Annotated in this window: 16 protein-coding genes; 9 read left to right on the top strand and 7 right to left on the bottom strand. The window is 63.7% G+C overall.

Annotation, left to right across the window (positions count from 1 at the left end; all coding sequences use genetic code 11):
* The first annotated feature begins 139 nt into the window (after positions 1 to 139).
* Entirely contained in the window at positions 140 to 487 is a 348-nt protein-coding gene (locus NKH06_RS26620) for a hypothetical protein (protein ID WP_032808338.1), read from the top strand.
* Between the two features lie 86 nt (positions 488 to 573).
* Here the strand turns inward: NKH06_RS26620 and ggt are convergent, their stop codons facing one another.
* The 3 genes from ggt to NKH06_RS26605 all read right to left on the bottom strand — a co-directional run bounded on the left by ggt (position 574) and on the right by NKH06_RS26605 (position 6015).
* A complete protein-coding gene (gene ggt, locus NKH06_RS26615) occupies positions 574 to 2313 on the bottom strand; it encodes a gamma-glutamyltransferase (RefSeq protein ID WP_352441454.1) in 1740 nt (579 codons plus the stop codon).
* A 296-nt stretch (positions 2314 to 2609) separates the two neighbouring features.
* Entirely contained in the window at positions 2610 to 3899 is a 1290-nt protein-coding gene (rhaI, locus tag NKH06_RS26610; protein WP_352441455.1) for an L-rhamnose catabolism isomerase, read from the bottom strand.
* Between the two features lie 13 nt (positions 3900 to 3912).
* Positions 3913 to 6015 (bottom strand): bifunctional rhamnulose-1-phosphate aldolase/short-chain dehydrogenase, encoded by a 2103-nt coding sequence (locus tag NKH06_RS26605; RefSeq protein ID WP_352441456.1) that lies wholly within the window; start codon positions 6013 to 6015, stop codon positions 3913 to 3915.
* 184 nt (positions 6016 to 6199) lie between these two features.
* Between NKH06_RS26605 and NKH06_RS26600 the strand changes: the two genes are divergently transcribed.
* The 7 genes from NKH06_RS26600 (at position 6200) to NKH06_RS26570 (ending at position 13377) form a co-directional block, all read left to right on the top strand.
* On the top strand, positions 6200 to 7009 hold the full coding sequence (locus tag NKH06_RS26600) for a DeoR/GlpR family DNA-binding transcription regulator (RefSeq protein ID WP_023813909.1): 810 nt from the start codon (positions 6200 to 6202) through the stop codon (positions 7007 to 7009).
* Positions 7010 to 7064: 55 nt separating this feature from the next.
* Positions 7065 to 8060, top strand: coding sequence for a rhamnose ABC transporter substrate-binding protein (gene rhaS / locus NKH06_RS26595; protein WP_023813908.1), 996 nt, complete (start codon positions 7065 to 7067; stop codon positions 8058 to 8060).
* Between the two features lie 113 nt (positions 8061 to 8173).
* The gene (locus NKH06_RS26590) at positions 8174 to 9724 is read left to right on the top strand and encodes a sugar ABC transporter ATP-binding protein (RefSeq protein WP_352894651.1); all 1551 of its coding nucleotides are present in this window, start codon (positions 8174 to 8176) and stop codon (positions 9722 to 9724) included.
* The gene (locus NKH06_RS26585; RefSeq protein ID WP_352441458.1) at positions 9721 to 10695 is read left to right on the top strand and encodes an ABC transporter permease; all 975 of its coding nucleotides are present in this window, start codon (positions 9721 to 9723) and stop codon (positions 10693 to 10695) included. The genes NKH06_RS26590 and NKH06_RS26585 overlap by 4 nt, the downstream gene beginning before the upstream one ends.
* Complete coding sequence (locus NKH06_RS26580) at positions 10692 to 11687, top strand: ABC transporter permease (RefSeq protein ID WP_352441459.1); 996 nt, start codon at positions 10692 to 10694, stop codon at positions 11685 to 11687. Before NKH06_RS26585 ends, NKH06_RS26580 begins: the two co-directional genes overlap by 4 nt.
* Entirely contained in the window at positions 11687 to 12004 is a 318-nt protein-coding gene (gene rhaM / locus NKH06_RS26575; RefSeq protein WP_352441460.1) for an L-rhamnose mutarotase, read from the top strand. Before NKH06_RS26580 ends, rhaM begins: the two co-directional genes overlap by 1 nt.
* Positions 12001 to 13377 (top strand): FGGY-family carbohydrate kinase, encoded by a 1377-nt coding sequence (locus tag NKH06_RS26570; protein WP_352894649.1) that lies wholly within the window; start codon positions 12001 to 12003, stop codon positions 13375 to 13377. The genes rhaM and NKH06_RS26570 overlap by 4 nt, the downstream gene beginning before the upstream one ends.
* Here NKH06_RS26570 and NKH06_RS26565 read toward each other — a convergent pair whose 3' ends face one another.
* The 3 genes from NKH06_RS26565 to galE form a co-directional block, all read right to left on the bottom strand.
* Positions 13378 to 15204, bottom strand: a complete 1827-nt coding sequence (locus tag NKH06_RS26565; protein ID WP_352894647.1) for an alanine racemase — start codon at positions 15202 to 15204, stop codon at positions 13378 to 13380. It lies immediately after the preceding gene.
* 2 nt (positions 15205 to 15206) lie between these two features.
* Positions 15207 to 16457, bottom strand: coding sequence for a D-amino acid dehydrogenase (locus NKH06_RS26560; RefSeq protein WP_352441463.1), 1251 nt, complete (start codon positions 16455 to 16457; stop codon positions 15207 to 15209).
* A gap of 105 nt (positions 16458 to 16562) precedes the next feature.
* Positions 16563 to 17558, bottom strand: coding sequence for a UDP-glucose 4-epimerase GalE (gene galE / locus NKH06_RS26555; protein WP_128305248.1), 996 nt, complete (start codon positions 17556 to 17558; stop codon positions 16563 to 16565).
* 267 nt (positions 17559 to 17825) lie between these two features.
* Between galE and hemA the strand changes: the two genes are divergently transcribed.
* Positions 17826 to 19103 carry a 5-aminolevulinate synthase gene (gene hemA / locus NKH06_RS26550; protein WP_023813899.1) on the top strand — a complete coding sequence of 426 codons (1278 nt, stop codon included), beginning with the start codon at positions 17826 to 17828 and terminating at the stop codon, positions 19101 to 19103.
* A 73-nt stretch (positions 19104 to 19176) separates the two neighbouring features.
* Here the strand turns inward: hemA and NKH06_RS26545 are convergent, their stop codons facing one another.
* Positions 19177 to 20343, bottom strand: coding sequence for a pyridoxal phosphate-dependent aminotransferase (locus tag NKH06_RS26545; protein ID WP_352894644.1), 1167 nt, complete (start codon positions 20341 to 20343; stop codon positions 19177 to 19179).
* Between the last annotated feature and the right edge of the window lie 91 nt (positions 20344 to 20434).

Raw genomic sequence — 20434 nt, 5'->3', positions numbered from 1 at the left:
ACGGCCAAGGAACGAACCAAAAAAGCCGGCAGCAAGCCGCCGCCTGAAGACGTCAAGGACCGGTCGAACGCATCAAGGCAGCGCGATCGGGTTGCACTCGGCAAGGCTTGATGATTTGTTGCCGCTATACGGAGAACGAATGATGCGAGAGCCTGCCGGTCAAGACGAATACGGGTCGACGAACCCCTTCGATCCGGACGACCTGCCGACGTTGAACGCAATCGGCCCGAGCATGGGTAGCGGCAATGATTTCGAGAGATATGCCGTTGCCGTGATCATCGTGTTCGGTGCGCTGATCATTGGCGGGCTGATGGCCGCATCGATGGTCTTCGGGCACCGCAACGGCTTCCTCTTCGCGCTTGGCGGCGCCACGTCCGCCTGGATATCCGGAAACGCGCTGCTGCTCGACCGGCCGCGTATCTATGCGCTGTTCGTCGGCATTGCCGCCTTGATGCTGGTTGCGTCCACCCTCACGCTGGTCTTGTGACGGTCAAATCGGTGTGAGCCGATCCACTTGAGCAGCGGGCGATCAACCCGAATCGCCGCGCGGCACCAAGCTTTTCCTCCGAGCTGTCAGTATCCGAGCGCCTCGCCAGAGGCCGCGCGGCTGTCGATGGCGCCGTTGTAGCGCGCGCCGCCGCCCTTCTCGATTTCCGCCAGGCTCTTGCCGCCGACCAGGATGCCGGCCGCCTGCCCCCAGGTCTGGTCAGCGAGATCGAGGTGATATCCCATGCCGGCCAGCAGCTTTTCTGTGTCCGGCGACAGGCCGAACGGCTCGACATAAACCTTGTCGGGCAGCCATTGATGGTGGATGCGAGGCGCGTCGATCGCCTCCTGGATGTTCATGCCGTGGTCGATGACATTGACGATCGCTTCCAGCGTGATGGTGATGATGCGCGAACCACCCGGGCTGCCGATGACCATGAACGGCTTGCCGTCCTTGGCCACCACGGTCGGGCTCATCGACGACAGCGGCGTCTTCTTCGACTGGATGGCGTTGGCCTCGCCCTGGACCAGGCCATAGAGGTTGGGCACGCCGGGCTTCTGGGTGAAATCGTCCATCTCGTTGTTGAGCAGGATGCCGGTGCCGTCGGCAACGACGCCGGCGCCGAAGGACCCGTTCAGCGTGTAGGTGACCGCGACCGCGTTGCCGTCATCGTCGATGATCGAATAATGCGTCGTCTCCTTGCTCTCGCCAAAGCCCTTCGGCATCAGTTCCTGCGACACGCCGGCCCGGAACGGGTCGATCTTGTCGCGGATATCCTTGGCATAGGCCTTATCAAGCAATTTCGAGACCGGATTGTCGACGAAATCGGGATCGCCGAGCGCGGAATTGCGGTCGACATAGGCGTAGCGCATCGCCTCGATCATGACGTGGATCGTCTCGGCAGAACCGGCACCGAGGTAGGATAAGGGATAGCCCTCCAGAACGTTGAGGATTTCGCAGATGATGACGCCGCCGGAGCTGGGCGGCGGCGAGGAGGTGATCTCGTAGCCGCGATAGGTGCAGGTCACGGGCTTGAGTTCGCGCACCGCATATTGCTCGAAATCCGGTTTGGCGAGAATGCCGCCTTTGGCGCCGCTCGCCTTGACGATGGCATCGGCGATGGCGCCTTTGTAAAAGGCATCCGTACCCTTTTCGGAAATGGCGGCGAGCGACGCCGCGAGGTCGGGCTGGACCAGCCGCTCGCCGATGCCATAGGGCTTGCCGTCGGGTTTCAGGAATATGGCGGCGGCCGCGGGGTCCTTCGCCAGCCTGTCGGCACTGCCGGCAAACGAGGCGGCGTCGCCCTGGTTGAGGATGAAGCCGTCCTTGGCATAGCCGATTGCCGGCGCCATCAGATCCTGCCGGGACAGTTTGCCGTATTTTTGGCGGGCCATCTCCAGACCGGCCACCGAACCCGGCACGCCGACCGCAAGATAGCCGTCGAGACTGGCCCCCTTCACCGGGTTGCCGTCCTTGTCGAGATACATGGTTTTTGTCGCCGCCAGCGGCGCCCGCTCGCGGAAATCGAGGAAGGTCGATCTGCCGTCCTTGAAGCGGATGGTCATGAAGCCGCCGCCGCCGATATTGCCGGCATTGGGGTAGACGACCGCGAGCGCATAGCCGACGGCAACCGCCGCATCGACAGCATTGCCGCCCTTCTTCAAGACCTCGATGCCGACTTCGGACGCCAGATGCTGGGCCGTCACCACCATGCCGTGCTCGCCCTTGGCCGGTTGCGGGGAAGCGGCAAAGGCGCTCGTCAACGGCGCCAGGGCGAAGGTGATGCAAAGACTGGCGGCGATCAGTGTTCTGCGGGTGAGCGGCATGGCGTGCCTCCGGGAGCGTGAGGGGTGCGCCTAGAAGAGCCTCTTGGGGTGGGTTAGTCTAGCCAATAGTAACGGGTGGCGATCCTTCACACCCCCCTCTGTCCTGCCGGACATCTCCCCCGCAAGGGGGGAGATCGGTTGTTGTCTCTGCTTTCGCCAATCTCCGACGTTGCAGGAAGAGCGCTGTCGATGAAGCGGCCAATCTCCCCCCTTGCGGGGGAGATGTCCAGCAGGACAGAGGGGGGTGCTCAAGTGCCGCCCTCTCTGTCCAATCGACGGAAAATCGAACTAAAGGCCTACACAATCCCGCCTGAACCGCCCGCAACCGCCGGGCGCTTCGCCGCGACTTTCGCCCGGTAGCCCGCCGCACGATACGCCGCGACCGGATCAATGGCGCCACCCGTCTTCAGCCGCGCCATGGCGAGGATCGGCTCGACATCGGTGCGGTAGGCGGCTTTCAGCGTCTGCGTCGCCATCAGCGCGTCGTTCAAGTCCTGAAAACCTTCCAGCGCCTTGCGGTCGACGAGCAGCGCCTGCGCATAGGCGCGCTGCACCTCGACCGCCGACAGCATCAGGCTTTCGATCGGATCGGTGACGTTGTGGCTCTGGTCGAGCATGTGGGCCGGGTCGAAACCCTCGGCGCCGGACAGTTCGGCATCGACCAGTTCGTTGAAGACGAGGAACAGCCGGTAGGGGTCGATCGAACCGGCATCGAGATCATCGTCGCCATACTTCGAATCGTTGAAGTGGAAGCCGCCGAGCTTCTTGAACTGGATCAGCCGCGAGACGATCATCTCGATGTTGACGTTGGGGGCATGGTGGCCAAGGTCGACGAGACAGAACGCCTTGTCGCCCAATTCCCTGGCGATGATGTAGTTGGTGCCCCAGTCCTGCACGACGGTGGAATAGAAGGCCGGCTCGTACATCTTGTGCTCGGAAAACAGCTTCCAGCCGGCGGGCAGCCCGGCGTAAACCTCTTTCATGGCGTCGAGATAGCGCTCGAACGCCTTGGCGAAATTGACCTGGCCCGGGAAGTTCGAGCCGTCGCCGATCCACACCGTCAGCGCCTTGGAGCCAAGCGTCTCGCCGATCTCGATGCATTCGAGATTGTGCTCGACCGCTTGCCGGCGCGTCCCGGCATCGGCATGCGAGAGCGAGCCGAATTTGTAGGAGAGTTTCTGGTCCCTGGCATCGGAAAAGGTGTTGGAGTTCATGGCGTCGAAGCCGAGGCCAAAGCGCGAGGCGGCCTGTTTCAGCCGGTTCGGGTCGGCCTTGTCCCACGGAATGTGCAGGGAGACGGTCGGCGTCGCCTGCGTCAATTGCTGGATGACGGCGCAATCCTCGATCTTGTCGAAGATGTCGCGCGGCTCGCCGGCGCCGGGAAAGCGGGCAAAGCGCGTGCCGCCGGTGCCGACACCCCAGGACGGGATCGCCACCGCGAATTTCTCGACCTTGTCGCGGATGGCGTCGATGGCGATGCCGCGACGGTCGAGGCGTTCGCCGAGCGAGGCGTAGTCGCGTTCGAGGTCGGCCTTCCGCGCGGCATTGTCCTTGTCGACGGTATCGGCGGCGATGATCTGTTCCATCGTCCTCCTCCGCTCAGCGCGTGAACGACTGGGCGTTGCCCGCGTCGACATTGATGATGTTGCCGGTCGACTTGGCCGACATGTCGGACGCCAGGAAATAGATCGCCTCTGCGATGTCTTCCGGGAAGACCGAGCGCTTCAGCATCGAACGCGAGCGGTAGTGCTCCTCCAGATCGTCGGTCGACATCTTGTAGGCGGCGGCGCGCTGTTCCTTCCACTCGCCGGTCCAGATCTTCGAGCCGCGAAGCACCGCGTCCGGGTTGACGACATTGACCCTGATCTGCGCCTCCGCGCCCTCCAGCGCCAGACAGCGGGCGAGATGGATCTCGGCGGCCTTGGCGGTGCAATAGGCGGCAGCGTTGGGCGATGCGGCAAGGCCGTTCTTGGAGGCGACGAAGACGACGTTGCCGCCAATCTTCTGCGCGCGGAACAGCCGGAACGCTTCCCGCGAGACCAGGAAATAACCGGTCGACAATATGTCCATGTTCTTGTTCCACAGCGCCAGCGTCGTCTCCTCGATCGGCGCCGAGGAGGCCAGCCCTGCGTTCGACACCAGAATGTCGATGCCGCCGAACTCGACCGCCGTCTCGGCAAAGCCCGAAATGACCTGATCCTCCGAGGTGACGTTGATCAACACCGGGCGGACGAAATCCTTGCCGTAGACTTTCGCCAGTTCGTCATTGGCGCCGGCCAGCGCTGTCTCGTCGATGTCGGCCAGCACGACGCAGGCGCCTTCGCGCAGCAGGCGGTTGGCCGTGGCGCGGCCGATGCCGCCGGCGCCGCCGGTGACCAGCGCGATCTGGCCGGCAAGCGACTTCGGCTTCGGCATGCGCTGCAGCTTCAGGTCCTCGAGCAACCAGTATTCGATGTCGAAGGCTTCCTGTGCGGGCAGCCCGACATAGGACGAGACGGTGGAGGCGCCGCGCATGACGTTGATGGCGTTGACATAGAATTCGCCCGAAATGCGCGCCGTCGCCTTGTCGCCGGCGAAGGTGAACATGCCGACGCCGGGCATCAGGTAGACCACGGCATTGGGATCGCGGATGGCGGGCGAATCCGGATGCTTGCAGCCCTCGTAATAGGCCTGGTAGCCGACGCGATAGGCTGCGATGTCGTCGGCAAGCCGCGCAATCACCGCATCGACATCGGGCTTGGCCGGATCGAATTCGATGACCAGGGGGCGGATCTTGGTGCGCAGGAAATGGTCGGGGCACGACGTGCCGAGTGCCGCCAGCGGGCGCAGATCCCTGGAATTCACAAATTCGAGCACGGCGGCGGAATCATCGAAATGGCCTGTTTTGTGGCTCTTTTCCGAGATCAGGCCGCGAATCCTCGGCATCAGTTTGGCCGCGATGGCACGGCGCTCGGTGGCGTCGAGTGCCTTGACCTCCTCACCGCCGAAGATAGCGACACCCTCGGAGCGGCGCTCGAACCATTCGATCGCCTGGTTGATCACCGAGATCGTCGTCTCGTAGCATTCCCGGGGAGTGTCGCCCCATGTGAACAGGCCGTGGCTTTCGAGGATGACGCCCTTGGCATCGGGGTGTTCGAGGCAGAATTTCTCCAGCCAAAGACCAAGCTCGAACCCGGGACGCTTCCACGGCAGCCAGCCGATGGCGTCGCCGAAGATTTCTTTCGTCAGCGCCTTCGAATCCTTGGCGGCGGCAATGGCGATGATGGCATCGGGATGCATGTGGTCGACAAAAGGCTTCGGCACGTAGGCATGCAACGGCGTGTCGATAGAGGCCGCGCGCGGATTGAGGTTGAAGGTGCAGTGGGGCAGGAAGCCGACCATTTCATCTTCGTGCTCGACGCCGCGATAGAGGCCTTTGAGCGCGCGCAGCTTGTCCATGTAGAGCGTGGCAAAGCCGTCCAGCTTGATCGAGGCGCTGTCGCCGCCCGAGCCCTTGACCCAAAGCACTTCGGCGTTCTCGCCGGTGAGTGGGTCTTTCTGCCATATCTTCGAGGACGTGTTGCCGCCGCCATAGTTGGTGACGCGCTTGTCCGAGCCAAGTGTGTTCGAGCGGTAGACCAGAAGTTCCGGCCCGCTCATCGCGTGAGCCTTGGCCTCATCCCACAGATTGGCGAGGCGCGCGCCGGTGCGCTTGTCGAGCATAAGAAATCCTCCCGAAGGCACGCAAAAGGCGCGGCCATTTGGTTCGAATTTCCACGGAAGCAGCCGGCTTGTCAATCACAAACGATCAAGATCGATCATATTGCACTGCACAATGAAATTATATGATCGGAAATGATTGACACTGCGCGTTTTGGGTGCCTAGATGCTCTGGCAGGGAGGAACCATGCACGAAAAAGAGCGCCACAGGATCATTCTGTCCGCCGTCCAGGAAAAGCCTGTTGTGACGGTGCAAGAGATGGTCGACCTGACGGAGTCCTCCGAGGCGACGATCCGGCGCGATATCGCGGCTCTCCACGTCCAGAAGCGCCTGCGCCGCGTCCGCGGCGGCGCCGAGGCAATCTCGCCGCCGCAGTTCATCGGGCTGGCCGGCCGGCCCTTTTCCGTCAACGAAACCATCAACGCCTCGCAGAAGCGGGCGATTGCGCGTGAAGCGGTCGAGCTGTGCAAGGACGGCGAACCGATCATCATCAATGGCGGCACCACCACCTTCCAGATGGTGCATTTCCTGACCGGCCGCCGCATGCCGATCTTCACCAATTCGTTCCCGATCGCCGAGCACCTGCTCAAGCACTCCAAGAACACGGTGATGCTGTCGGGCGGCACCATCTATCGCGAGCAGAACATCATCCTGTCTCCCTTCGACAATGACGTGACGCGCAATTTCTATGCGCGCCGCATGTTCATGGGCGCGCAGGGGCTGGGGCCGCTTGGCCTGATGGAAGGCGATCCGCTTTTGATCCAGGCGGAGCAGAAGCTGATCGACCAGGCCGACGAGTTGGTGGTGCTGGTCGATTCCTCAAAATTCCGCAAACGCTCCAGCCTGATCCTGTGCGGCCTGTCGCGCATCGCCACCGTCATCACCGATGACGGCATCGAGGATCGCGAAGCCAAGATGCTGGAAACCGCCGGCGTGACGCTGATCGTCGCCCGCACATCCGCAACCAACAAGGAAGAATCTTCACTGCAGGCCTGAGGCCAACTCGCGCTCGCAGCGGCGATGGAATGCAACGCTCAAGGGAGGAAATTCGATGAGCTTCTTGAAGAAATTGATGGTGACGGCTGCATTCTCAGCCGCCATGTTCGTGAATGCCGCCTATGCCGAGAACGTCAAGATCGCGTTGGTGGTGAAGTCGCTCGGCAACGGCTTCTTCGATGCCGCCAACAAGGGCGCCGAAGAGGCGGCCAAGGAACTCGGCGATGTCGACATCATCTACACCGGCCCGACCAAGGCGACCGCCGAAGCGCAGATCGAAGTGGTCAATTCGCTGATCGCGCAGAAGGTCAACGCCATCGCCATTTCGGCCAATGACGCCGACGCGCTGGTACCGGTGCTGAAGAAGGCCATGGAACGCGGCATCACCGTCATCTCCTGGGATTCGGGCGTCGCCAAGGAAGGCCGCCAGCTTCACCTCAACCCGTCCGACACCGGCCTGATCGGCGAGACCATCATCAAGCTTGCCGCCGATTACCTGCCGGAAGGCGGCGAAGTCGCCATCCTGTCGGCCTCCTCGACCGCGACCAACCAGAACGCCTGGATCGATGCGGCCAAGAAAATCCTGCCGGAGAAGTTCCCCAAGATCAAACTTGTCGCCACCGTCTATGGCGATGACGATTCGGCCAAGAGCACTGATGAGGCCAAGGGCCTGTTGAAGTCCTATCCGAACCTCAAGGCGATCATAGCGCCGACCACCGTCGGCGTCGTTGCCGCCGCCCAGGTCGTCACCGATGAGAACTTGATCGGCAAGGTCAATGTCACCGGTCTCGCATTGCCGTCCGAGTTCAAGAAGTTCATCGACAACGGTTCCAGCCAGGCGGTTGCGCTGTGGAACCCGATCGACCTCGGCTACTCGGCCGTCTACCTCGCCCATGATCTGGCAGTGAAGAAGGAAGAGGCCAAGCCCGGCGCCACGCTGTCGATCGGCCGTGTCGGCAAGGTCACGCTCGACGACACCAACTCGGCTGCGATGGCTCCGCCCTTCCAGTTCGACAAGTCGAACATCGAGAAGTTCTCCAAGATCTATTGATCTGGAGCGCTTGCACCCTCCCCCCTGTGGGGAGGGTCGGCGAGGCGGTCTTGCGAAGCAAAACCGGCGAGACGGGGTGGGGTGGCGACATCTCCACGCACCAGGACCTTGATATGCTAGACAACCCCCACCCCGCTCCAGTCGTTCGCGACCCTCCCCAGAAGGGGGAGGCGGCTCCACGCCTGACGCTGTCCGGCATCTCCAAGAGCTTTCCCGGCGTGCGCGCGCTGCACAATGTCAGCCTGTCTCTCTACCCCGGGCAGGTGACGGCGCTGATCGGCGAAAACGGCGCCGGCAAGTCGACGCTGGTCAAGATCATGACCGGCATCTACCAGCCCGATGAGGGTACGATCAGCATCGACAGCCAGGCCGTCACCCTGCCGAGCGCGCATGCCGCCTTCGGCCATGGCGTCACCGCCATCCACCAGGAAACCGTGCTGTTCGACGATCTAAGCGTGGCCGAAAACATCTTTCTCGGCCACGCGCCGCGCACGCGTTTGCGCACCATCGACTGGCGCACGATGCGCAAGAACGCGCGCGAAGTGCTCGATACCATGCATGCCGGCCACATCGACGCCGACGCGCGCCTGAAGGACCTCGGCATCGCCAACAAGCATCTGGTCGCCGTCGCGCGCGCCATGTCGATCGACGCGCAGATCGTCATCATGGACGAGCCGACCGCCGCACTTTCGATGAAGGAGATCGAGGAGCTCTTTTTGCTGATCGAGTTCCTCAAGAGCGACGGCAAGGCAATCCTGTTCATCAGCCACAAGTTCGACGAGATCTACCGTATCGCCGACCGCTACACGGTGTTCCGCGATGGCGAGATGGTCGGCGAAGGCCTGATCAAGGATGCCGGCCAGAGCCAGATCGTGCGCCTGATGGTTGGCCGCGCGGTCGATCACATCTTCCCGCAGCGCAAGGCCGAGATCGGCGCGCCGGTGCTCTCCGTTTCCGGCCTGTCGCATCCGACCGAATTCAACGACATCGGCTTCGAACTGCACAAGGGCGAGATCCTCGGCTTCTACGGCCTGGTCGGCGCCGGCCGCAGCGAGGTAATGCAGGCGATATCGGGCATCACCCGCACATCAGCCGGCACGATCACGCTGGAAGGCAAGACGCTCGCGCCGAAATCGGCGGCGGATTCGATCGATGCCGGCATCGTCTACGTGCCGGAGGAACGCGGCAAGCAAGGCGTGGTGATCGGCCTGCCGATCTTCCAGAACGTCTCGCTGCCTTCGCTCAAGCGCACGTCGAAGTCCGGCCTGCTGCGGCTGGCGGAAGAGTTCGATCTGGCCCGCTCCTACACTGAGCGGCTCGACCTCAGGGCCTCCTCGCTAAGCCAGGACGTCGGCACGCTGTCGGGCGGCAACCAGCAGAAGATCGTCATCGCCAAATGGCTGGCGACGTCGCCCAAGGTGATCATCCTGGACGAGCCGACCAAGGGCATCGACATCGGCTCGAAGGCCGCCGTGCACGGCTTCATGGCCGAGTTGGTGGCGCAAGGCCTGTCGGTGATCATGGTGTCCTCCGAGCTGCCCGAAATCCTCGGCATGTCCGACCGCGTCGTGGTCATGCGCGAGGGGCTCGTCGCGGCGGTCTACGACAACAAGGGGTTGGACGCCGAGACGCTGGTTCGGACGGCAGCGGGGATCGCGGCATGAAGGCTTTCCTCAAATACCGTGAAATCTGGCTGTTGGCGGCCATCGTCGTGCTGATCGGCCTGATTTCGACGCGTTTCCCGGCCTTTGCCGACCCCGGCAATCTGCGTCAGGTGTTCAACGACACCTCGATCCTGATGATCCTGGCGCTCGGCCAGATGGTGGTCATCCTGACCCGGTCGATCGATCTGTCGATGGCGTCCAACCTCTGCTTCACCGGCATGGTGGTGGCGATGCTGAACGCCGCGCATCCGGCGATCCCGATCCCGCTGCTGATCGTCATTGCGCTGGCCGTCGGTCTGGTGCTCGGCGTCATCAACGGCCTTTTGGTCTGGCGGCTGAACATCCCTTCGATCGTGGTGACATTGGGCACGCTGACCATCTATCGCGGCGCCACCTTCGTCCTGTCCGGCGGCGCCTGGGTCAATGCCGACAAGATGAGCCCGGATTTCATCGGCTTTCAGCGCGCGGCCTTTCTCGGCATTCCGGTGCTGTCCTGGATCGCCATCCTGGTCATCGCGCTGTTCTTTATCTTGATGACACGCACCGCGCTCGGCCGCTCGATCTATGCCATCGGCGTCAACCCGACGGCTTCGGTCTATGCCGGCATCGATGTCGGCCGGACGAAGTTCATCGTCTTCTGCATCTCCGGCATGATCGGCGGCCTGTCAGGCTATCTCTGGATCTCGCGCTATGTGATCGCGTCGGTCGAGGTCGCCAACGGCTATGAGCTCAACATCATCGCCGCCTGCGTCATCGGCGGCATCTCGATCGCCGGCGGCATCGGCTCGGTCGGCGGCGCGGTGCTCGGCGCACTGTTCCTCGGCATCATCTCCAACGCCTTGCCGGTCATCAACATCTCGCCCTTCTGGCAGATGGCGATTTCGGGCAGCGCCATCATCCTGGCCGTCGTGCTCAATGCGCGCGGCGAACGCCGGCAAGGCCGCATCATCCTCAGAAAGGTGGAGGCGTGACCGACATCCCTGCTCCGCGCCACATTCCCGACCGGCTCGACAAGCCGCTTCGTTCGGCGATCTTTTCCTGGGAAGCGCTGCTAGTCGTGGTGGCCGTCGCCATCTTCGCCATCAACAGCTTCGCCTCGCCCTATTTCCTCGACCCTTATTCGCTGTCCGATCTGACCTTCAATTTCACCGAGAAAGGCCTGATCGCCTTCGCCATGGCGCTGCTGATCATCTCGGGCGAGATCGACCTGTCGGTGGCCGCCATTATTGCGCTGGCGTCGACGATGATGGGCATGGCGGTGCAGGCCGGCGCCGGCACGCCGGTGCTGGTGGCGATCGGCATCGTCGTCGGGCTCGGCTGCGGCGCCTTCAACGGTCTGCTGGTGACAAGGCTCGGCCTGCCCTCCATCGTCGTCACCATCGGCACGATGAGCCTGTTTCGCGGCATCGCCTTCATCATCCTCGGCGACCAGGCCTACAAGGGCTATCCCTCCAACTTCGCCTTCTTCGGCCAGGGCTATGTCTGGTGGGTGGTGTCGTTCGAACTGGTGCTCTTCCTCATCGCGGCCGTCGTTTACTGGTTCCTGCTGCACCGCACGAGTTTCGGCCGCCGCGTCTTTGCCATCGGCAACAATCCGGTCGCTGCGCAATTTTCCGGCGTGCGCGTCGGCCGCACCAAGTTCATCCTGTTTTGCCTGACCGGGCTGATGTCGGGCATCGCCTCAGTGCTGATCACCTCGCGCCTCGGCTCGACGCGGCCCTCGATCGCGCAGGGCTACGAGCTGGAAGTCATCACCATGGTGGTGCTCGGCGGCGTCAGCATCCTCGGCGGCGCCGGCAGTATTGTTGGCGTCGTGCTGGCCGCCTTCATCATGGGGCTGGTGACCTTCGGGCTCGGCCTGCTCAATGTGCCCGGCATCGTCATGTCGATCTTCATCGGCCTGCTGCTGATCATCGTCATCGCCTTGCCGATCGTTTGGCGGCGGCTCCGCGGAGGGCGCTGATGCCGCAGAAATACGCGTTCAAAATGAAGCTCAAGCCGGGCATGAAGGCCGAGTACAAGAAGCGCCATGACGAGATCTGGCCGTCACTGGTCGCGCTGCTGAAGCAGGCCGGCGTCTCCGATTATTCCATCCATCTCGACGAGGAGACCAATATCCTGTTCGGTGTGCTGTGGCGGCGAGACGACCACGGCATGGGCGAATTGCCCGGATATCCGGTGATGCAGCGCTGGTGGGCTGAAATGGCCGACATCATGGAAACCAGACCGGACAACGAGCCGGTGGCCGTGCCGCTGGAAACAATGTTCCACATGGCATGAGTGCGATGCGCCACATCGCCGTCATCGACATCGGCAAGACCAACGCCAAGGTGGCGCTGGTCGACCTCGCGACGTTGAGCGAGGTGGCGCTGCGCCGCACGTCCAATGCGCCGGTGCGACAGGCGCCCTACCCGCACCACGATGTCGAGGCCTTGTGGGCATTCATCCTCGAAAGCCTTGCCGGCCTCAACCACGAACAGCGCATCGACGCCATTTCGATCACCACCCACGGCGCGACGGGCGTGCTGGTCGACGCGGCGGGTGAACTGGTGCTGCCGGTCCTCGACTATGAGTTCGATGGCCCCGACAGGCTGGCAGCGGATTATGACGCGATCCGCCCGCCTTTCGCCGAGACCGGCACGCCGCGCCTGCCGCTCGGCCTCAATCTCGGTGCGCAATTCTTCTGGCAGCAGAAAAACTTCCCGGCCGAATTCGCCAGGGCCGCCGCGATGCTGATGTACCCGCAATACTGGGCGCTTCGCCTGACCGGCATCGCCGCCAACGAGGTCACCTCGCTCGGCTGCCACACCGATCTGTGGAACCCGTGGACGGCGGATTTTTCATCGTTGGTCGACGGCTTGGAGTGGCGGAGCCTGATGGCGCCGGTGCGGCCAGCCAGGGATCGTCTCGGCCCTATCCTGCCCATCGTTGCGGTGCGAACCGGACTCGGTGCGCAAACGCCGGTGTTCTGCGGCCTGCATGATTCCAACGCCTCGCTGCTGCCGCATCTGCTGTCCGACAAACCACCTTTCTCCGTGGTCTCGACCGGCACCTGGGTGGTGTCGATGGCGGTCGGCGGCAAACAGATTGCGCTGGATGCCGCGCGCGACACGCTGGTCAATGTCAACGCACTCGGCAATCCCGTTCCCTCTGCGCGCTTCATGGGCGGCCGCGAGTTTTCCGTGCTGACCAAGGACCAGCCGGAGCAGTGGACCGAGAATGATGTCGGCGCCGTGCTGGCGCGAAAGATGCTGCTGCTGCCGTCGACCCAGCAAGGGTCTGGGCCGTTCCCGCATCAGACCGCGGCATGGCTCAACGCTGACGGCATGAACAGCGGCCAGCGCTTTGCCGCCATCTCGTTCTATCTGGCGTTGATGACGGCGACCTGCCTCGACCTGATCGGCGCGGACGGTCCGACCACGGTCGAAGGCCCCTTTGCCCGTAACCGGCTCTTTGTCGGCATGCTGGCGGCAGCCACGGCGCGCGCCGTGGTTGCGTCCGAGGCCGCCACCGGCACCAGCATTGGCGCGGCGCTGCTGGCATCCGGTCAGCCGGCGACGCACGGCAAGGGCGAAAGAATAGAACCGCCTGTAGACCCGGCCTGGGTCGACTATGCCAGCGCATGGCGCGCGGCAGTGGAAGCGCAGGGCTGATCAGAGAATCCGTTTGCCGAAGGCAGACATGACGAAGTTGACCGCGTCGGTGCCGATCCGCGGCTCCAGATCCGCCGTCAGGCCCGAAACATCCATCGACAGCAAGCCACCGGAGAGCGCGATCGCCTCCATCGCCTGATGCGTCTCGCGCACGGTCAGCCCGCCGGAGCCTGCTGCCCAGCCGGCGAATTCGGTTGCGGTCGGCGAATAGCTGACGTGAAAGCCTTGCGTGCCTGAGGTGGCGATGCGGATCGCCTCATGCATCAGGTCGCGCATGCCCATGGCGTCGATATCGGTCATGGTGAAGGCCGACACGCGCGAATCCTTCAGCACCCGCGCTTCGGCCGGGTCGGCGTGACGCAGGCCGACGATGACGACATTTTCCGGCGACAGCTGCGGCTGCAACGCGCCCGCCTTATGGTCGAGGCCGAGAGTACGCGCCAGCACCGAGCCTTCCGGCAGGTCGATGCCGTCCTCGTCCTCGGGCATCAGGGCGGCGATCGAATCGATCCAGATCAGGCCGAAAGAATGTGTCGCGCGCGCCGTCGCGGTCAGCGCCTTGTGGGCGATGCGCCGGTCTGCGCCTGCGATGAGCCGGACCAGCCCCGATGGCGGCCTCTCGACATCGGCGAGTTCCACCACGTCGAAGTTCATCGCTTCCAGCCGCGCGCCGGTGCCTTCCCGGGCCAGGATGCCGGCAGCTCCCTGCCCGGCCGTGATCTGCACCATCTTGCGACCGGAAAAATCCTCGACGTCATGCATCGGGGCCTTCTCGACATATTCCGAAGTCATTGCCAAAAGCATGGCGCCATAGCTCATGCGGAAGGCGACGCGGTCGCCGACGGAGGGCCTTGGATCGGCATCGGCGACGTCGAGCAGCAGATGATCGCTGGAGGCGCCGAGCACCCGTATCCCCCTGGCGATCGGCGTCAGCCCCTCGACCAGCACGTCCTCGCGGCCGATATTGGCGATGGCGCGCAGCCTGTCGCCCTCGTCGGGGAAGACCGGCTGGTTGCCGAAGGCGTCGTAGCCCGATTGGCCGATCGGCCGTGACGGCTTGAGCTTGACCTCGATGATGTCGCTTGTCAGCCGGCAGGCATCGGGTTCGAGCTCCGCCCACGGCGTGTCGCGGAAGGTCTCGACGCCGCCCTGCAGGATCGCCTCGCCGACCCGCAGATTGTTGATGCCGGCCGGCAGTCTGCCTTCGAGCAGCAGCGGCAGCGACGACGAGGCACCGCCGGAGATCACGTCGAGGCTTCTGCCGGACAGGCGCTCGGTCTTGTAGGCATGGGCGACGAGTTGGCCGAGATTTTCCGGCGTCGGCATGATGGCGCCGAAACAGCCGAGATTGGTGCCGATGCCGGCAATGCGAACGCCCTTGAACTGCAGTATCTGCTCGACCGTCGGGATCAGGTCGTTCGGCCAGATGCCTTCGCGCAGATCGCCGAGATCGATCATCAGCATGATGTCGTGGACGCGGCCCATGCGCTCGGCGATGCGCGAAATCTCGCGGATGGTGGCGAGTTCCGACTGCAGGCTGATGTCGACGGTGCGTACCACCTCCTCGACCCGCGCCATCGGCGGGCTGCGCAACAGCATGATCGGCGCGTTGATGCCGCTGTCGCGCAGCCGGCGGATGTTCTCGAAGCGCGATTCGGCGATGCCGGCGACACCGCCGCGCAGCATGGCGCGCGCCACTTGCGGCATGCCGCAGGCGCCCTTGGTGACGCCGAACACCTTGATGCCCGAGAGCGCGCAGCGCTCGACGATGGTGCGCGCATTGCGCTCGATGCGGCCAAGGTCGATAGCGACTTGCGGCCCCGACATTTCTAGCCTCCGTAAACCAGCCCTTGCGGGTCGATCTCCGGCTTGCGGCCGGCAACGAGATCGGCAAGGAATTTGCCGGAGCCGCAGGCCATGGTCCAGCCGACATGGCCGTGGCCGGTGTCGAGATAGAGGTTCTTGTAGCGCGCCTGGCCGATGACCGGCACCGAGTTGGGCATCATCGGCCGCAGGCCCGCCCAGAACACAGCCTTCTTCTCGTCGAAGGCACCCGGGAAAAGATCCTTGCCGGTGCTGATGATCGTCTTGAAATCGGCGGGCTTGAAAGTTCGGTCGAAGCCGGTGAATTCAGCCGTCGAGGACATCCGCAAGCGGTTGCCCAGCCTGGAATAGCCGATCAGCCGGTCCTCGTCGGCTCCGCCCATGGTCGGTCCCTTGCTTTCGTCCTCCAAGGGAATCGTCGCGGTATAGCCTTTTACCGGATAGACAGGCAGGTCGATGCCATAGCGGCGCCCGAGCAGGCCGCTCTCCGGTCCCATCGAGATGACCACGGCATCGCCGGCGACCGGGCCGGCCGACGTCAACACCGCGCGCACATGATCGCCCTCGATGTCGAGGCCTTCGACTGTCGTGCCGAACAGGAATTTGACGCCGAGTTTCTCGGCAGCATAGGCGGCCAGCCTGTCGACAAACTGCTTGGAATCTCCGGTCTGGTCGGTTGGCGAATAGACGCCACCGGCAATCTTGTCCTTGACGCCGGCAAGGCCTGGTTCCAGCTCGACCAGCCGGTCGCGGCCGACGATTTCGATCGGCAGACCGTGCTTGGCAAGATAACGGTAATTGTCGGTACCGGTGTCGAGGCTCTTTTGCGAGCGGAAGAAATAGAGAATGCCCTTCTTGCGCTCGTCGTAGTGGATGCCGGTGGCTTCCGAAAGCGCATTGATGCAGTCGCGCGAATAGAGCGCGAGCCTGAGCTTGATGTCGGTGTTGGCGCGCAGGCGCGCCACCGTGCACTGGCGCAGGAAACGCAGGCTCCAGGCGAGGAAATAGGGATCGAGGCGCAGCCTGACCTTGATGCCGAGATCATGGTTGTAGAGCCCGCGCAGGAAGGTCTTCAAAGCCGCCGGCGAGGCCCAGGCGGTGGCGTCACCCGGTGACACCAGGCCGGCATTGGACTGGCTGGTGCCTTGTGCCGCCGCCGGATGGCGCTCGATCACTGTCACCTCATGGCCGTCGCTGGCCAGATAATAGGCGGCCGCCGTACCGACGACACCGGCCCCGAGCACCGTTATTTTCATGCCATCCCCCAAGAGCTCCTCGCGGCGCGGCGCCTCCGCGCCTTGCCGCGAATGCCTTCAATAGCGCTTCGCTGCCCGCCTTGCGAGCCCTTGGGAGAACCCGGTTCAGCCGCGCGCGGAGTTCTTGCCGGTCAGGATGCGCTCCCAGGCGAGCGCGTCGGCGACGATCTGGTCGAGATTGTCGCGTTGCGGGGTCCAGCCGAGCTCGGCGCGGGCGAGATCCGAATTGGCAACCACCGCCGCGGCATCGCCAGGGCGACGGTCGCCCATCTTCACCTCGAAATCATGACCAAAGGCGCGGCGCACGCTGTCGATGACCTCGAGCACCGAATAGCCATGGCTGTAGCCGCAATTGGCGACGAGGCTGGTGCCCCCGGCACGCAGCCGCTGCAAGGCCAGGCGATGCGCCGCCGCCAGGTCGCTGACATGGATGTAGTCGCGCATGCAGGTGCCGTCCGGCGTCGGATAATCGGTGCCGAACACCTGCATGAACGGCCGCTTGCCGAGTGCCGTCTCGCAGGCAACCTTGATCAGATGGGTGGCGCCCGGCGTCGACTGGCCGGTGCGGCCCTTCGGGTCGGCGCCGGCGACGTTGAAGTAGCGCAGCGCGGTATAGCGCAGGCCATGCGCGATCGACGCGTCGCGCAGCATCCACTCACTCATCAGCTTGGACAGGCCATAGGGCGATTCCGGCGACAGGCGGGCATCCTCGCGCACCGGCTCCAGTCCGGCTCCGCCATAGACGGCGGCGGTCGATGAAAAGATGAAATTGGGCACGCCTTCGCGCACCGCGGTTTCGATCAGCGTGCGCGTCTTCGAGGTGTTGTTCTCATAGTAGCTGAGCGGGTCGGCAACCGATTCCGGAACCACGATCGAGCCGGCGAAATGAATGATCGCGTCGACCTTGTTCTCCCTGATGACCGAGCCGACCAATTCCCGGTCGGCGACATCGCCGACGACCAGCTTGGCCTCGGGCGCCACCGCCCATTCGAAACCGGTGGAAAGACGGTCGAGAACGACCACGCTTTCGCCGGCATCCAGCAGCTCCCAGACCATATGGCTGCCGATGTAACCGGCGCCGCCTGTAACCAAAACCGTCATCCGCGTCCTCGCTTATCCAAGATTTATCGGAAACTGTCTCAACCCCCGCTCTACTGGAAAGCCCGCCGCATGACCATTGGAACCCGTGGTAACCGGCATTGCCGGCCAGTGGCATCGTCCTGAAACAAAGTTGATCCACATCAAGGGAATAGGCCACGATCCGTGGTCGTTAGGAACAGGTCCGGGGCGTGGCATTTTGACCAAAAAGGCCAGGTGGACGACCAACAGGCCAATGATTATGATCCCGCGCAAAATTGGGAAGTCGACATGAACTATCAGCGGTTCTTCGAGGAAGCGATCGACCAGCTCCATGCCGAGCGTCGCTACCGCGTTTTCGCCGACCTGGAGCGCATCGCGGGCAAGTTCCCGCGCGCCATCTGGCGTTCCAATGGCCGCGCCGAGGAAATCACCGTCTGGTGCTCCAACGACTATCTTGGCATGGGCCAGCATCCCGACGTCATCGCCGCGTTCCAGAATACGGCAGGCAAAATGGGTTCGGGCGCCGGCGGCACCCGCAACATTTCCGGCACCTCGAACCCGCTGGTCGAACTCGAGGTGGAGCTTGCCGATCTGCACGACAAGGAAGCGGCACTGGTCTTCACCTCCGGTTTCGTCTCCAACGAAGCCTCGATCTCGACCATCGCGAAGCTTTTGCCCAACTGCCTGATCATCTCGGACGAATTGAACCACGCCTCGATGATCGAAGGCGTGCGGCGTTCCGGCGCCGAGAAGAAGATCTTCCGCCACAACGACGTGGCGCATCTGGAAAGCCTTTTGCAGGCGGCGGGGCGCGAACGCGCCAAGCTGATCGTCTTCGAAAGCGTCTATTCGATGGATGGCGACATCGCGCCGATCAGAGAGATCGTCGAACTCGCCGAGCGCTACAACGCCATGACCTATATCGACGAGGTCCATGCCGTCGGCATGTACGGGCCGCGCGGCGGCGGCATCACCGAGCGCGAAGGCCTGGCCGACCGCATCGACATCATCGAAGGCACGCTGGCCAAGGCATTCGGCACGCTGGGCGGCTACATCACCGGCACCAGCGCCGTGATCGACGCCGTGCGTTCCTATGCGCCGGGCTTCATTTTCACCACGGCACTGCCGCCGGCGATCGCGGCTGCCGCGACCGCGTCGATCCGTCATCTCAAGCGCTCGCAGGCCGAGCGCGACGCCCAGCAGCAGCAGGCGAGCCGAACCAAGCAGATCCTGTCGGCCGCCGGCCTGCCGGTGATGGACTCGCCGACCCATATCGTGCCGGTCCTGGTCGGCGATCCCGAGGCCTGCAAGATGGCCAGCGACCGCCTGCTCGGCGTGCACGGCATCTACATCCAGCCGATCAACTACCCGACCGTGCCGCGCGGCACCGAGCGGCTGCGCATCACGCCGACGCCGTTCCATTCCGATGCGCTGATTGCCGAATTGCAGGATGCGCTGGTCGAGACCTGGGATGCGCTCGGCATCCCCTATGGCTCCGCCGGGCGGCCTTCGGTGGCCAAGAGCGACCGCATCATTCCCCTGCTGGTGCCCAAGTCGGGCGGCTGAAGCCGTTTGAAACTCTGCTCCGGCGGCTATCTGGCTCGCCGGAGCGATTTTCAATCCGCGCTTCGTCGGCGGCTCAAATAGCCTTCATCCAATTTGCCAGCCGGTGCGCCGCTTCCTCGATCTGGTCGAGGCGGCGGTGGAAACACAACCGCAAAAACGCCTCGCCGCCGGGGCCGAAAGCGGTGCCTGGCGCCAGGCCGACATTGGCCTTGTCGACAATGTCGAAGGCAGCGGTGCGTGAATCGGTGATGCCGTCGACAGTGAAAAACAGGTAGAACGCGCCCTGCGGCACCGTGAACCGGGCGCGGCCGGTGGCGCCGAGAATGCCGCAGACAAGGTCGCGCGCCTTGCACGCCCGCTCCACCTGTTCGGCAACGAAGGCGTCGCCCCCATCAAGGGCGGCGGCCGCGCCGCGCTGCATGAACTGGGCGACGCCGGAGTTCGAATACTGGATCAGGTTCTCGAACACCTGCTGCAAGCTCGGATGCGTCTTGATCCAGCCGACGCGCCAGCCGGTCATCGCCCAGTTCTTGGAGAAGGAGTTGACGTACAGGATGCGGTCTTCCGCCGACGCGATGTCGAGGAGGGACGGCGCGCGGCCGTGGCCATATTGGAAAAGCGAATAGATCTCGTCGGCGATGATCCAGAGGTTTTTCGCGCGCGCCAGATCGAGGATGGCCTGCAAGGTCTCATGATCGGCGGTCCAGCCGGTCGGGTTCGACGGCGTGTTGATGAACAGCGCCTTTGTGCGCGGCGTGATCGAAGCCGCGATCTTCTCGACGTCGCAGGACCAGCCATTGCCGGAATGATCGAGCGTGACCGCGACTGGAATGGCTCCCGCTATCGCTGCCGCGGCATCGAAATTCGGCCAGGCCGGCGACAGATAAACCACCTCGTCGCCCACGCCGGCGAGCGCGTCGAGCGCCAGCTGGATGGCATGCATGCCGGAGCCGGTGACGATGAATTCTTCCTCCGGGAAGGTCTTGCCGAAATGCCTGGCATAGTAGCGGGAGAGCGCCTGCCTGAGATCGGGGATGCCCCTTTGCCAGGTGTAGAATGTCTCGCCGCCGGCCATCGCCTTCGACGCGGCATCGGTGATGAAGGCTGGCGTCGGCAGGTCGCCCTCGCCGGCCCAGAGCGGAATCATGCCTTCGCGCAGGCGGCCGTAATTGACGACGGCGACAATGCCGCTTTCGGGTGTCGCACGGGCCTCAGGGCGCAAGCTGTCGATCAGGGTCATTGGCGGGTCCGTTTTGGTCTGCGGTTTTCGTCAGCGGTCCATACCAGATGCGAAAACAGAAAACCCCGGCCGCGAACGACCGGGGTTTTGG

Origin of the sequence: Mesorhizobium sp. M1342, assembly GCF_040317955.1 — a bacterium.
GTDB lineage: Bacteria > Pseudomonadota > Alphaproteobacteria > Rhizobiales > Rhizobiaceae > Mesorhizobium.
This window is presented reverse-complemented; position numbering and strand designations above follow the sequence as displayed.

Coding starts and splice junctions, on each gene's coding strand:
- rhaI (WP_352441455.1), bottom strand. CDS start 3,899: ATGGAACAGATCATCGCCGCCGATACCGTCGACAAGGACAATGCCGCG.
- NKH06_RS26620 (WP_032808338.1), top strand. CDS start 140: ATGATGCGAGAGCCTGCCGGTCAAGACGAATACGGGTCGACGAACCCC.
- NKH06_RS26545 (WP_352894644.1), bottom strand. CDS start 20,343: ATGACCCTGATCGACAGCTTGCGCCCTGAGGCCCGTGCGACACCCGAA.
- NKH06_RS26590 (WP_352894651.1), top strand. CDS start 8,174: ATGCTAGACAACCCCCACCCCGCTCCAGTCGTTCGCGACCCTCCCCAG.
- ggt (WP_352441454.1), bottom strand. CDS start 2,313: ATGCCGCTCACCCGCAGAACACTGATCGCCGCCAGTCTTTGCATCACC.
- NKH06_RS26605 (WP_352441456.1), bottom strand. CDS start 6,015: ATGCTCGACAAGCGCACCGGCGCGCGCCTCGCCAATCTGTGGGATGAG.
- hemA (WP_023813899.1), top strand. CDS start 17,826: ATGAACTATCAGCGGTTCTTCGAGGAAGCGATCGACCAGCTCCATGCC.
- NKH06_RS26570 (WP_352894649.1), top strand. CDS start 12,001: ATGAGTGCGATGCGCCACATCGCCGTCATCGACATCGGCAAGACCAAC.
- galE (WP_128305248.1), bottom strand. CDS start 17,558: ATGACGGTTTTGGTTACAGGCGGCGCCGGTTACATCGGCAGCCATATG.
- NKH06_RS26560 (WP_352441463.1), bottom strand. CDS start 16,457: ATGAAAATAACGGTGCTCGGGGCCGGTGTCGTCGGTACGGCGGCCGCC.
- NKH06_RS26565 (WP_352894647.1), bottom strand. CDS start 15,204: ATGTCGGGGCCGCAAGTCGCTATCGACCTTGGCCGCATCGAGCGCAAT.
- NKH06_RS26600 (WP_023813909.1), top strand. CDS start 6,200: ATGCACGAAAAAGAGCGCCACAGGATCATTCTGTCCGCCGTCCAGGAA.
- NKH06_RS26585 (WP_352441458.1), top strand. CDS start 9,721: ATGAAGGCTTTCCTCAAATACCGTGAAATCTGGCTGTTGGCGGCCATC.
- rhaS (WP_023813908.1), top strand. CDS start 7,065: ATGAGCTTCTTGAAGAAATTGATGGTGACGGCTGCATTCTCAGCCGCC.
- rhaM (WP_352441460.1), top strand. CDS start 11,687: ATGCCGCAGAAATACGCGTTCAAAATGAAGCTCAAGCCGGGCATGAAG.